Here is a 12864-nt window from a genome sequence, read left to right on the forward strand (position 1 = left end):
GCTCGTCAGATGTACGTCTTGGCGAGGCCGTCGAGCGCGATGTGGTCCGCCTCGACGTCGCTCACGGCGCCGAAGACCTCCCGTAGGCGCGGGGCCGTGGCGCGTCCCATGAATTCGGCGTAGAGCGCCGAGGCGGCCGTCTCGCGGCGCATCGACTCTTCGATGTCACCCTCCCAGGAGCCGGTCGTCTCGCCCGGGTCGCGCAGGTCGTCCGGCTTCGGCACCTTGAGGAGCTTGCAGAACAGCGAGCAGTGCTCGGCCTCGATCGTGGAGAGCCTCTTGTACGCCGACGCGAGCGTCTCGTTGTCGTGGTGTTGCGCCATACCCAGGTAGAAGCGGGTGTTCGAGCGCTCGAGCTCCACGGCGGCTTCTAGGTCGGCGCGCTCGCTCTCGGTCAGCACGACGTCGTTGACGTTCGGAGAGTACACGCTCGGGTCTATCAGGAACTCCCGGTGAGCCCCGCAGAACGGGCAGTTGGAGGTCGGCTCATAGCCGAGGTACGTCTCTCCACAGATGCGGCAGCGGTATATCCTCATGTGGTCTCTCGTTCCTCTCGTCGGCTTCTGTCACGGTTCGAGCAGGTCGGCGATCGCGTCGCCGAAGGAGCGAGCGGCGGCCGGGCCGTTCGCCGTGACGATGTGTCCGTCGATCTCGACGTCGGCGCCCGTGAAGCGGGCACCGTGGGCGATCAGATCGTCGGCGCGGTCGGGGAAGGCCGTGGCCGCGCGCTCTGCGAGCAGCCCCGCGCGCGCCAGCGTCGACGGCGCGATGCAGATGGCCGCGACGACCTTTCCCGCGGTGTCCATCGCCGCGGCGAACCGCTGGGCCGCCTCGTCGTCGAAGAAGATCGAGGCGCCCGGTCCTCCGACGAAGGCCACCGCGTCGTAGTCCTCCGTGTCGGCCTCCGAGAGGGCCACGTCGGCACGCGCTGTCATGCCGAGCTTGCCCCGGCACGGGCCGGGAGCGACGCTCGCCGTCACGACGGTCACGCCGCGCCGCTCGAGGACCTCCTTCGGGTGCGCGTACTCCTCGTCCCGGAAACCCTCGGGTGCGATGACCAAGAGCGCTGTCGGCACGGCTCCTCCTCCCGGCGGCCGTCGGCCGCCCGACGACTATATACCCCCGCGAGGTTGTCGCCGCCGACCCGGGGCTGTCATACTGTCCGCCGTGCCCCGTCCGTCCCCGTGCCGGAGGATCCATGCCCGAAGACGCTCACGCGCGTCCCGTCCTCCGGAGGAACTGGACGCGATACGTCAGGCCGCGTTCGGTCGTGCGCGTCGTCTTCCTGGCGTTCTTCGTCTACCTGTGTGCGCGCCTCTGGATGTTCTACCTGTGGACCGTGGGGGAGGGCGCGCACGTCGCGCGTCCCGAGGCCGTCGCGGGGCTCATACCGCTCGGCGCGTACATGAGCTTCTTCGCGTGGATCAAGTCGGGTACCTTCGACCCGGTCGTGCCCGCGGGGATGGTGATCATCATCGGGGCGCTGCTTCTGTCGTTCCTCTTCAAGCGGGGCTTCTGCGGATGGATCTGTCCCGTGGGGAGCGTGTGGCAGGCTTTCGGCTGGGCGGGACGCAAGGCGCTCGGGCGCAGCCTGCGCCTGCCGCGCGTCGTCGATCTCGCGCTTCGCGGGCTGCGCTACGTCAGCACCGCCATGTTCGTCGGGTGGCTCGCCTTCCTCCCCGTCGCGGTCGCCCTGGAGTTCCAGACGATCCCGTACTACGCGGTGGCCGACATCAAGATCCTGTCGCTGCTCGTCCGCATCAAGCCGGTGTATCTCGCCGTCGGCGCGGTCGTCGGCGTGGGCTCGTTCCTTCTCGGGAACGCCTGGTGCCGATATCTGTGCCCGCTCGGTGGGCTCTACGGCGCGTGCGGCGTCGCGTCGCTGTGCACCGTCGTGAGAGACCCGGGGCCGTGCATCGACTGCGGGAGGTGCGCGGCGGTCTGTCACGCGGCGGTCCCGGTCGATCGCCTCCGTTCGGTGCGCGCGCCCGAGTGCGACGGTTGCCTCGACTGCGTGCTCGACTGCCCCGCGCCCGGAGCGCTCACGGCGCGCGCGTTCGGCAGCTTGCGGTTCCCGTGGTGGGTCTGGCCGGTCGGTGTGGTCGGGACGTGGCTGCTGGTATACATCGTCGCGCTCGCTACGGGGCATTGGCGCGCCGGCATCACCGAGGAGGCGTTCGTCGCCGCCGTGCGCGCGCTCGGCATCTGACGCAAGCCCGTCCCCGGATGTCCGCGGCTCTGGTATCCTTGTACACAAGAGTGTGTACAAGGCGGGTGCCGGCCCGCGACACGTCGAGGGGGAAGTCAAGTGGAGACCGTCGAACGCCCCGTCCTTCAGGACGCCATGAGCGGGAAGGTCGAGGAATTCGTCGCGCGCCGCAGCGCTTTGCAGGACGCGGACCGCTACTTCTACCTGCAGACCATCACCGGGCGCACTAACCATCGCGTGCAGGCCCAGGGACGCGAGATGGTCATGCTGGCCTCCTATTCCTACCTCGGTCTCATCGGCCACCCGCGCATCGAGGCCGCCGCGAAGGAGGCCGTGGACACGTACGGTTCCGGCGCGGGCGGCGTGCGTCTGCTGACGGGCACGACGGACCTCCACGAACGTCTCGAAGCCAGGATCGCCGCATTCACCGGCCGCGAGGACGCATGCGTCTACTCGTCCGGCTACGTCACGAACATCGCGATCATCACCGGGCTCGTCGGCCCCGGCGACCTCGTCGTCATGGACAAGCTCGATCACGCGTCGATCGTCGACGGATGTCTGCTCTCGGGCGCCAAGTGGAAGACGTATCGCCACAACGACATGGCCCACCTCGAGCGCGTTCTGGCCGAGTCGGAGGGGCGCTACGGGACCGTCCTCGTCATCGCCGACGCGGTCTTCTCCATGGACGGCGACATCATGGACCTGCCGCGGACGCTGAAGCTGTGCCGGCGCTACGGCGCGCGCCTCATGGTCGACGAAGCGCACTCGATAGGTGCGTTGGGCGCGACGGGTCATGGCATCGAGGAGCATTTCGGCATGGAGGGCTGCATCGACCTGAAGATGGGGACGCTGAGCAAGTCGATCCCCTCGGTCGGCGGCTATCTGGCTGCGGCGCACGACATCGTCGATTACCAGCGCCACATGTCGCGCCCGTTCATCTTCTCCGCGGCGCTGCCTCCCGCTTCGACGGCGGCCGCCCTAGCGGCGTTCGACGTGATCGAGGACGAGCCCGAGCGGGTCACGCGCCTCCACGAACAGGCCGCGAAGTACGCGGACGGTCTCAAGGCCCAGGGTTGGGACACCATGGCCTCGTCGACGTGCGTCGTGCCGGTCATGGTGGGGGACGAGGCGAAGACGATGGACCTCACGCGCATGCTCTTCGATCGCGGGGTCTTCGTCTGTCCGATCGTTCATCCCGCGGTGCCGCGCGGCACCGACCGCTTGCGCACCTGCCTCATGGCCACCCATACCGACGAGGACATCGATCAGGCCCTCGACGCGTTCGCAGAGGCGGGGAAGACGCTCGGTCTCGTCTGAGGCCGCCCGTCGCCCGACCCTTTGTAAATCCCTAGGTCGAGCGGTATGGTAAGACGATGAGCAGCGATGTGAAATTCGTGGTCTACCACGGTGCGGACTGGGAAGCCGATTGCGGCTTCAAGGTCGCCTCGGGGCGCATATTCCTCATCATCGCCCAGCGCTTCCAGGGCATCCGACCCGTCTCGTGTCTCGTCGAGGTCACCGGTGAGACGATCTCCCGCAGGGACGAGAACGGTCAGGACGCGATGGTGTTCAAGGCGTACGAGCGCCCGATGAAGGATGGGGATCTCGAGTACCTTCTGCGCCTCGCCGAGGGTACGGAGCACTTCGTGATCACGAACCGGGCGATCATCAAGGCGCTCGGCATGAAGTTCACCAAGCTGGAGCGCCCCGACATCACGCGCATCCTGCGCAACCGCGTCTTCGCTCTCCTGAAGTAGGGCCTGTGCGGCTTCAGGCGTCGCCGTAGACCGGGACGACCGCTCCGCTGGCCACGGACGCCTCGGCGTCGAGCAGCCACGCGATGATCGCGGCGATGCGCTGTGGCGCCACCCATCGTTTCGGGTCCGCGTTCGGGAACGCCGCGCGGTTGGCCGGCGTGTCGATCGTCGACGGGAGCACGCAGAACGCGGAGACCCCGGTGCCCTTGAGGTCCTCCGCGAGACCCTCGGTCAGCGCGACAAGGGCCGCCTTCGACGCGGCCGCCAGCACGGAGCCCTTGCGGTTGCGCAGCGCGATCCTCGAGCCCACGGAGACGACCGCGCCGCCGCCCGCTTCGACCATCCCGGGGACGAACGCGCGGATGGGGTGAACGGCGGTGAGGAAGTTCGTGCGCATGAGGCGCTCCGCCTCGTCGGCGGGGGCCTCCCACACCGGGTGGCCGCCGTCCCACGTGCCCGCGGCGAGGACGAGCCCGTCGAGTGCGCCTCCGGCGAGCACCGCTTGGGCCGCCGAGTCGACCGAGACGGGATCGGTGAGGTCGCACGGCAGCGCGTGGATGTCGCACGGCGCGTTCGCGCAGCGCTCGAGCAGCGCGTCGGCCTCCGCGCGGTCGCGGTACGTCACCGCCACCCATGCGCCGCGATCGAGCAGGTCGAGCGCGATCGCCTGTCCCAGCGCGCCCGTCCCGCCGGTGACGAGCACCCGCTTGCCCTTGAGGGTCATCTCGGATCCTTCCTATGTGAGCGTGGACATGGTTGCCGCGACGTCGCGCGGGCCGATCGCGTACCGCCACGATGGGCGGTCGACGTGCGTGAGGCCGTCCTGGTATGTCTCCACGCCCTCGACCCGGTAGAAGACGCCGATGGGGACGCGGCACTCCTCGGGCGTGCACGTCATCTCGTGGAACGCGGTGAGGGAGAGCTCGAGCGCCTTGGCGCGGTCGCTCGCGTCGTGTCCGGACTCGTCGAGCTTGTAGACCCGCTCGCGGAACCAGCCGAAGGTGTTGAGCTTGTTCCAAGTGACGCACGGTTGGAGGACGTCGACGAGCGCGAAGCCCTTGTGCGAGAGGGCCGCGACGAGCAGCGCTTGCAGGTGGGGCACGTCTCCCGCGAAGCCGCGCGCGACGAACGTCGCGCCCTCGGCGACGGCGAGGCCGACGGCGTTGACCGGCTGCTCGAGCACGCCCGTCGGCGTGGAGGGCGTGCGCACGAGGTGCTCCGTGGTGGGGGAGGCCTGGCCGGTGGTGAGGCCGTAGACCTGGTTGTCGTGGACGATGGCGGTCATGGCGATGTTGCGGCGGCACGAGTGGAGGAGGTGGTTGCCTCCGATCCCGTAGCAGTCGCCGTCTCCCATCTCCACGACGACCTTCAGGTCGGGGCGCGTGAGCACGAGGCCTGTCGCGACGGGAAGCGCGCGGCCGTGCAGAGCGTGGAAGCCCTGGCATCGCGTGAAATCGGCGCCGTTGCCATGACAACCTATGCCCCACACGACCGCGAACCCGCTCAGGTCCCAGCCCAGCTCCTCGTAGGCGCCGCGCAGCGCTTGCCACATGCCGAAGTTTCCGCACCCGGGGCACCAGGTCGGGGTGACGCTCGTCTCGAAGTCCTTCGCGCTAGGCACGGTCGGCCACCTCCCTGACCTTCGCGTAGATCTGCTCGGGCGAGAAGGGGCGTCCGTCGAAGCGTCGGAGCGAGTCGTCCGGCGCCAGCAGGCACTCTTGGCGCACGAGCCCCTCGAGCTGCCCCGTGAGGTTCCCCTCGACGACGAGCGAGCGCTTCGCGCCGCGCAGGAAGGCGCCGACTTCGTCGGCGGGGAAGGGCCAGACCGTGAGCGTCTGCATGAGGTTCACGCTGAGGCCGTCCTCGGCGAGCCAGCGCATCGCCTCGCGGCAAGGCCCGATCGTCGAGCCGAAGGCGAGCAGCGACACGTCCGCCTTCTCGGGACCGAAGATGCGTGGGGGCGGTACGAGGCCGCGGGCGAGCTCGAGCTTGCGCATGCGCTTGCCGTTCTGGGCGAGGCGGTTCTCGGCGCTCTCCGCGGCGAAGCCGTACTCGTCGTGCTCGTAGGAGTTCACGACCTGCGTCGCGCCCGCGACGCCGGGCAGGGCGCGGGTGGAGACGCCGGTGTCGGTCACGCGGTAGCGCAGGTAACCCTCGACCTCACCCTCGGCGACCATGTCGCCGCGGTCGACGGTGACGGCGCCGAGGTCGAACGGCTCGACGGTCTGCCGGTTGTCCGAGAGGTACGTGTCGCCGAGCAGGATCACGGGCGTCTGCAGCGCGTCGGCGAGATCGAACGCCTTCCACGTCAGCTCGAACGCCTGGGCGCGGTCGCCGGGCGCGAGCACCACGCGGGGGAACTCGCCCTGAGCCGCGTGGATGACGAAGCGCAGGTCGCTCTGTTCCGTCCAGGTGGGGAGGCCCGTCGCCGGGCCGGGCCGGGTGAAGACGCCGACGACGACGGCCGACTCGCTCACGCCGGCGAGCCCGAGCGCCTCCACCATCAGCGCGAAACCTCCGCCGGCGGAGGCGCACATCGCGCGCGCGCCGCCGAACGCCGCGCCTACGACCATGTTCATCGCGGCGATCTCGTCCTCGGTGTGCTTGACGACCACACCGTGCTCGCGGTCGTGCGCCGCCATGAAGTGCAGCAGCGACGAGGCGGGTGTCATCGGGTAGGCGGCGTAGAAGCCCACACCCGCGGCGAGCGCGCCGAGCCCGATCGCCTCGTTGCCGTCGACGAGCAGGCGCGCCGACGCCCCGGGGACCGGCTCGAGCCGGAAGGGGAAGGCGCACTCGGCGTTGGAGCCGTGCTCGTATCCGGCCGTGGCGACGGCGACGTTCTGCTCCGCGATCTCGGGCGCCTTGGCCGCGAACTGCGCGCGAAGCGAATCGAGCAGCGGGTCGAGCGGGAAGTGCATGAGGCCGAGGACGGCGCCCAGAGCGGCGACGTTGCGCATGATCTTCGGGCCGCCGGCGGTCTTGACGATCTCGGAGAGCGGCACGGGCGCCACGCACACGCGCGACGCGTCGACTAGGCCGGTGACGTCGACGTCGGCCGGGTCGTAGACGATCGCCGCGCCTTGTACGAGGTCGGGCGCGTGGATCTCGACGGTGACGCGGTCGAGGGCGACGAGGATGTCGGTCGGCTCGACGTGGCTGTACAGCTCGTGAGCGGCCACCCGCAGCCGGTAGACGTTGTGGCCGCCCTTGATGAGCGACGGGTACTCGGTGAGGTCGAAGACGTGCAGTCCCGAGCGTGAGAAGGAGCGCGCGAGCGTCTGCCCGGCGGCCTTGATGCCGAGGCCGGCCGCGCCGCCCATCGTGATGCGGACCTCCTCGCCGTGCGCGCGCGCCAGGTCGTCCAAACCAAGCCTCCTCGTGTGTCGACCGTCCAACGGTTCATTCCCGAACCGCCGTGGTGGTACGATGCTTGTTCCAAGACGGCCGGAAGGACGGCGAGGACGCGGTGAGCGAAGCGTTGGACGAGAGGACGGTCGTCCTCGGGGTGACCGGCGGCATCGGCGCCTACAAGGCGTGCGAGCTCGCGCGCCTGCTCGTCAAGCGCGGCCATCGCGTGAAGGCGGTCATGACCGAGGCCGCGACGCACTTCGTCGGTCCGCTCACGCTGCGCACCCTCACGGGCAACCCGGTCGCTGTGGGTATGTGGGAGGACTCGGACGCGCCGGTCCGCCATGTCTCGCTCGCCGAGGAGGCTGACGCGCTGGTCATCGCGCCGTGCACGGCGAACGTGCTCGCGAAGCTCGCGCAGGGGCGCGCCGACGACCTTCTCACCACGACCGTGCTCGCCACCGAGGCGACGCTGGTGATCGCCCCGGCGATGAACACGCACATGTGGCGCAAGGAGAGCACTCAGGCCGCCGTGGCGACGCTGCGCGCACGCGGGGCGGTGATCGTCGAGCCGCCGAGCGGCGAGCTCGCGTGCGGGACGGTGGGCGAGGGGCGTCTCGCGGAGCCCGCGGTCATCGCCGAGGCGGTGGAAGTGGTTCTCGCGCGTTCCCGCGACCTCGAGGGCGCGCGCGTGCTGGTCACCGCGGGCGGCACCCGCGAGCCGATCGATGCCGTGCGCTTCATCGGCAACCGCTCCTCGGGCAAGACGGGCTACGCCATCGCCGAGGAGGCCGCGCGCCGGGGGGCGAAGGTGACGCTCGTGAGCGGGCCGAGTGCGCTGCCGGACCCCTTCGGCTGCGACATCGTGCGCGTGGAGACCGCCACGCAGATGCGTGAAGCGGTGCTCGCCTCATTCGACGACGCCGACGCGGTCGTGATGAGCGCCGCGGTCGCCGACTTCCGTCCGGTAGAGGCGGCAGCGGGAAAGATGAAGAAGGACGGCGAGCCGGAGGCGCTGCGCCTCGAGAGCACGCAGGACGTGCTCGCCGAGCTGGGCGCGCGCAAGGGCGGCCGCGTGCTCGTCGGTTTCGCCGCCGAGACCGAGGACGTGCTCGGCAACGCGCGCGGCAAGCTAGGGCGCAAGCGGCTCGACCTGATCGTGGCCAACGACGTGTCGCGCTCCGGCCTGGGTTTCGACTCCGACGACAACGAGGTGGTGCTCGTGACCGCAGACGGTGCCGAGGAGCTGCCGCGCATGCACAAGCGCGCGCTCGCGGGCGTGCTCTGCGACCGCCTCGCCGCGCTGCTCGAGGCGCGGCGCACGAACGATTGACAGAACCGGGAGGCCCGGTATGGACATCACAGGCAAGGCTAAGAAGCTCTCCGCGTACATCAGCGCGCGCGAGACGTACGACGGCAAGCCGCTCTACACCGCGCTCGTCGACTCGGCGCGCACGGCGGGATGCGCCGGCGCGACCGTGCTGCGCGGGATCGAAGGATTCGGCGCGACGAGCCGCATCCACGGCGCCCACGCGCTGCGGATGTCCGCCGACGAGCCGGTCGTCGTGACCGTCGTCGACGGCGCCTCGCGCATCGCCGCGCTCGCCGCCATGTTCGCCGCGATGGTGGGAGACGGGCTCGTGACGCTCGAGGATGTCGAGGTCGTGGCGTACCGGGGCGGCGTGACGGAGCGCAAGGGCGAGTAGGGCGGGGCGTGGTCGGGTGAGGGGCCATGCTGGTCTCCGCCCGATATCGTCGACTGGCGCATGGCCCCTCACCCGACCACGCCGGTCACCTTCGCCGTGCGGCTTGAACGCCGCCCGCGCGTCGCCTAGTATGATTCCCTGCCGCCCGCGGGCGGCGTGATTCGGGCTGTGGCGCAGCTTGGTAGCGCACTTGACTGGGGGTCAAGGGGTCGCAGGTTCAAATCCTGTCAGCCCGACCAAAATTAGCCAGACTTCGCCTATGCGAACGCCTGGAGAGGTGAAGAGAGGCCCGGATCAATTCTGGGCCTCTCTTAGTTATAGCTCCTGCGCCCAGAACGATTTCTCGCTGTACACTGTGCCGATGGATGCTGTCACATTGCTGATCACCCTCGAAGACATTGAGCCCGCCGTCTGGCGCCGTGTGCTCGTGCCGGAGCGGTTCACCCTGAATGGTCTGCACCGTGTTGTTCAAGCGACTTTCGGATGGCAGGACTACCATCTGCATCGTTTCGAGTTCGAGAGCTGGACAGCAGTCTTGCCAGATGAAGTCGAGTGGGATCCGCCAGGCCAGGAGTGGTGCGAAAGAATGCTTGCCGATGGCGTTGAGCCTTCGTATGTCCAGAGGGTCATGGCTCCACCGGCCGACGAACGTCGCATCCGTCTCACTCATCTGGTTGGATGGGAGATTAACAAGTTCGAGTACCGCTACGACTTCGGTGATGACTGGCTGCATTTGATCCAGATCGAAGGAGTGGAAGAGATCGATGCGAGGCGGTTGCCTGCGCTGCTCGGCGGGGCGTGTTCGGCGCCGCCTGAAGACTGCGGTGGATTGCCGGGTTACGAGCAGATTCAGCGGACCTACGCCGGTGAGCCAGTGGATGATTGGGGCCAAGAGCTCGCCGACTGGGTGCGCGGGAACATGGGTCCTATGTGGACACCGGAATCATTTGACGCCGCGCTGATCGAAGACCGCTTGTCTCGAACTTGGCGAGGACCGCGAAAGTAACCTTGCTCAAGTGGCGAGACGAGAGTTCGGTCTTGACAGCGTTATGTCTGGTGTATACAATCTCTCTCAGTAGGAGAGATAATGTACACGAAACATGATGAATACCTGATGACACTCTCAAAGACCCTAGGACAGACCGAAGCGAAGTTCCTGGCCGATTTGGCATCCCAAGACAAGCAGGTCTTCACCACTGAGGATGCTCGAGTTGTGGCAGGGACTTCTGAGCATGCGGTTGATCTCCTGATTGCCAAGCTCATCAAGAAGAAGTGGCTCATCCGTCTGAACCGCGGTGTCTACCTCATCGTGCCGCTCTCGGCAGGCGAGGGAGCAGAGTACTCCGAGAACTGGTTCGTGGTCGCCAAGTACCTGATCGAGCCCGCCGACTACTGCCTCTCACATTTCTCGGCGCTAGAGATCCATGAGATGACGACCAACCCGGTCTTGACCGTCTATGTCTCAACCCCAGTTCGCCGGATCGAAAAGAAGATCGCCGGCGCCACGTATCGCTTCGTTACCACGAAGCCCGCAGACATGTGGGGGAGTGAAGCGGCTTGGGTGACTCCAGCTCAGAAGGTCCTTGTCTCCGACCTTGAGCGCACCATCGTTGACTGTCTGGATCGCCCGGATCTCTCGGGTGGCATCATCGAGGTCGCCAGAGGCATCTGGGCCAAACGCGACGAGATCGATTTCGACAGGCTCAGTAGCTATGTAACCCGGCTCGGCCGCAAGAGTGTCGCCAAGCGCCTGGGCTTTCTCCTTGAGACCTTCGAACTTGGCACCCCCGAGTTACGTGAAGAACTCCGAGGACTCGTGTCAGCGAGCTACACCCTGTTCGACCCCACGCTTCCCGATGAAGGTCGTCATCTTCGCAAGTGGCGAGTCCGGGTCAACTTGAGCCCTGATGAGCTCAGGGCGGCCGTAACGACATGACGAAGATGATGAAGAAGGACCACCCATGATCACCCAAAGAGAGATATCACAAGTCGCCCACAGAGAGCAGATGAGCGACCGGGTCATCGAGAAGGACTATGTCCTGACCTGGTTGCTCTTCGGGTTGGCGAGTTCGCCGCTTCGCGAGCACCTGGCCTTCAAAGGTGGCACCGCCCTCAAGAAGATCTACTTTCCGGACTACCGGTACTCCGAGGACCTCGACTTTACAGTCGTTGGCACGGTTGAACCGGACACGATCATCGCCGTCGTCGATGAGACCCTAAGGCGCCTTGCTACTGGAGAGGGCTTTCAGTTCGAGATGTCAGAGCAACGGGTCGAGCGACGGGCCGACAGCCTAACGGTCTATGTGAGCTTCGCGGGGCCGCTTCAAGCTCGTCTTGGCAGCCGAGACGTCAAAGTCGACTTTACGCTCACCGAACGGCTCGTCTTCCCGGTCGTGGACAAGCTGGTCTTCTCCAGTTACAGCGATCGGATTGATCGTGAGATTGGGTCCTACACCCTTGAAGAGGTCCTGACCGAGAAGCTCTGCGCCGTGATTGGACGCACTGAACCCAGGGACGTCTATGACCTTCACTTCCTGATGGGACGATCCGAGATCGATTTCCCACAGATTCCCGCCGCCTTTGCTGAGAAAGCGCAGTCGAAGGATGTTGACCCTGCTCGCCTGGGAGAAGCTCTCCAGCGACCTGGACTTGCGAGAATGTGGGAAACTCGACTGGTGCATCAGGTCAAGGAACTGCCGCATCTGGAACAGGTGCTTCGCGAGCTCAAGCGCAAACTCAAAGAGCACGGGCTGCTCAAGCTTCAAGCTTGAAGAGAAGGCCGGAACTTGGTATAATCTGTCAGTTCGATGATCACGCTGTCATCGTGCGAACACAGGCTTCGAGAGCCTGAAGCAGCTTGGGCGTGTTCGCGTAGCGTACGATTGCGGCGACCATTACTACGATCTTGGAACCGGTCCCTCGGGGCCGGTTCCTGCGTTTCCGGCGGGGGCGGGGACTTCATGTGTCTGCGCCGGAACGCTTCACGCGGCTTGCAGCGTGGCGCTGGGCGCATGGCTCCCCGTGCCGCCTTCGGGGTAGACTGGTTGCAGCCACAGATGGGAGGCATACTTGCGCGCGGCATTGGTTCCCGCCATAGATAGGCTCTCCGAGGCGGTCGAACGACTCGTCGCCGCCTTCCACCCGTTGCGCATCATCATGTTCGGTTCGTATGCCCGTGAAGATGCGCGCGAGGACAGCGACCTCGACCTTCTCGTGGTTCTCCCGTCGATGGGTAACAAACGCGAGACTGCGGTTGCGATGCTCAAGTCGCTGCGAGGGATACCGGCCGCCATCGAAGTGATTCCGACCGACCCGGACGAGATTGCTCGGCGTGGGCAGATGCCCGGGGATGTGCTCCGCGCGGCTCTCCGCGAGGGGAAGGTCGTGTATGAGCGCCGCAGCTGAGGATCGTCGCGTTGAGTCCTCGCGGTGGATGAGCTTCGCGCGGGAGGATCTGGCCGCAGCGGAGGGGTCGTCTCCCGACTCCGCGCTCGCTCCCAGACACCGCCGCGCGTCCATAACCTCGAACTCCTGGCCGACTTGTTGCCGGAGGGGTGGGCCGTTCGCTCCGCGACACAGGACCTTGGTCGGCTGAGCCTCTGGACAGTCGAGTCGCGGTACCCGGGTGACTGGCCCGATGCGACCGAGTCGGATGCCGAACTGGCAGTCGCGGACGCTGGAGGGGTCGTGGAGGCGGTGGCCGCCGACATGGCTCGCCCGGAAGGGAAGTAGACTGCAGGAGTGGCGGGGTCAACGAGCGGCAGCGGTCACAAACGCGTCCACTAAGCCCGACCATCGCGATTTCGCAGGGCACCTTCGGGTGCCCTGTTGCGTTCGCCTG

14 protein-coding genes and 1 tRNA gene are annotated in these 12864 nt (G+C 67.1%); 10 read left to right on the forward strand and 5 right to left on the reverse strand.

What is annotated here, in order from left to right:
• Positions 1-5: 5 nt before the first annotated feature.
• Positions 6-536, reverse strand: coding sequence for a ferritin (locus WC971_01445; GenBank protein ID MFA5843477.1), 531 nt, complete (start codon positions 534-536; stop codon positions 6-8).
• A gap of 30 nt (positions 537-566) precedes the next feature.
• Positions 567-1076, reverse strand: a complete 510-nt coding sequence (locus tag WC971_01450; GenBank protein MFA5843478.1) for a DJ-1/PfpI family protein — start codon at positions 1074-1076, stop codon at positions 567-569.
• A gap of 122 nt (positions 1077-1198) precedes the next feature.
• On the opposite strand from WC971_01450, the gene WC971_01455 reads away from it, so the two are divergent.
• The 3 genes from WC971_01455 (at position 1199) to WC971_01465 (ending at position 3966) form a co-directional block, all read left to right on the forward strand.
• A complete protein-coding gene (locus WC971_01455; GenBank protein MFA5843479.1) occupies positions 1199-2209 on the forward strand; it encodes a 4Fe-4S binding protein in 1011 nt (336 codons plus the stop codon).
• Between the two features lie 99 nt (positions 2210-2308).
• A complete protein-coding gene (locus tag WC971_01460) occupies positions 2309-3526 on the forward strand; it encodes a pyridoxal phosphate-dependent aminotransferase family protein (protein ID MFA5843480.1) in 1218 nt (405 codons plus the stop codon).
• Positions 3527-3582: 56 nt separating this feature from the next.
• A complete protein-coding gene (locus WC971_01465) occupies positions 3583-3966 on the forward strand; it encodes a hypothetical protein (protein ID MFA5843481.1) in 384 nt (127 codons plus the stop codon).
• A gap of 13 nt (positions 3967-3979) precedes the next feature.
• On the opposite strand, the gene WC971_01470 is transcribed toward WC971_01465, so the two are convergent.
• The 3 genes from WC971_01470 to WC971_01480 are packed head-to-tail and all read right to left on the reverse strand — an operon-like array spanning position 3980 to position 7334.
• Positions 3980-4690 carry an SDR family NAD(P)-dependent oxidoreductase gene (locus tag WC971_01470; GenBank protein MFA5843482.1) on the reverse strand — a complete coding sequence of 237 codons (711 nt, stop codon included), beginning with the start codon at positions 4688-4690 and terminating at the stop codon, positions 3980-3982.
• Between the two features lie 12 nt (positions 4691-4702).
• Positions 4703-5587 carry a 2-oxoacid:ferredoxin oxidoreductase subunit beta gene (locus WC971_01475; protein ID MFA5843483.1) on the reverse strand — a complete coding sequence of 295 codons (885 nt, stop codon included), beginning with the start codon at positions 5585-5587 and terminating at the stop codon, positions 4703-4705.
• Entirely contained in the window at positions 5580-7334 is a 1755-nt protein-coding gene (locus tag WC971_01480) for a 2-oxoacid:acceptor oxidoreductase subunit alpha (GenBank protein ID MFA5843484.1), read from the reverse strand. The genes WC971_01475 and WC971_01480 overlap by 8 nt, the downstream gene beginning before the upstream one ends.
• A gap of 101 nt (positions 7335-7435) precedes the next feature.
• Between WC971_01480 and coaBC the strand changes: the two genes are divergently transcribed.
• The 7 genes from coaBC (at position 7436) to WC971_01515 (ending at position 12428) form a co-directional block, all read left to right on the forward strand.
• Entirely contained in the window at positions 7436-8650 is a 1215-nt protein-coding gene (gene coaBC, locus WC971_01485) for a bifunctional phosphopantothenoylcysteine decarboxylase/phosphopantothenate--cysteine ligase CoaBC (GenBank protein ID MFA5843485.1), read from the forward strand.
• A 19-nt stretch (positions 8651-8669) separates the two neighbouring features.
• On the forward strand, positions 8670-9023 hold the full coding sequence (locus tag WC971_01490) for a DUF190 domain-containing protein (protein ID MFA5843486.1): 354 nt from the start codon (positions 8670-8672) through the stop codon (positions 9021-9023).
• A 162-nt stretch (positions 9024-9185) separates the two neighbouring features.
• Positions 9186-9262, forward strand: a tRNA-Pro gene (locus WC971_01495).
• Between the two features lie 122 nt (positions 9263-9384).
• Entirely contained in the window at positions 9385-10029 is a 645-nt protein-coding gene (locus WC971_01500; GenBank protein ID MFA5843487.1) for a plasmid pRiA4b ORF-3 family protein, read from the forward strand.
• 81 nt (positions 10030-10110) lie between these two features.
• A complete protein-coding gene (locus WC971_01505) occupies positions 10111-10959 on the forward strand; it encodes a type IV toxin-antitoxin system AbiEi family antitoxin domain-containing protein (GenBank protein ID MFA5843488.1) in 849 nt (282 codons plus the stop codon).
• 25 nt (positions 10960-10984) lie between these two features.
• Entirely contained in the window at positions 10985-11794 is an 810-nt protein-coding gene (locus WC971_01510) for a nucleotidyl transferase AbiEii/AbiGii toxin family protein (protein MFA5843489.1), read from the forward strand.
• 298 nt (positions 11795-12092) lie between these two features.
• Positions 12093-12428, forward strand: a complete 336-nt coding sequence (locus tag WC971_01515) for a nucleotidyltransferase domain-containing protein (GenBank protein MFA5843490.1) — start codon at positions 12093-12095, stop codon at positions 12426-12428.
• Positions 12429-12864 lie beyond the last annotated feature (436 nt).

It is taken from the genome of Coriobacteriia bacterium (assembly GCA_041658765.1).
GTDB lineage: Bacteria > Actinomycetota > Coriobacteriia > Anaerosomatales > JBAZZO01 > JBAZZO01.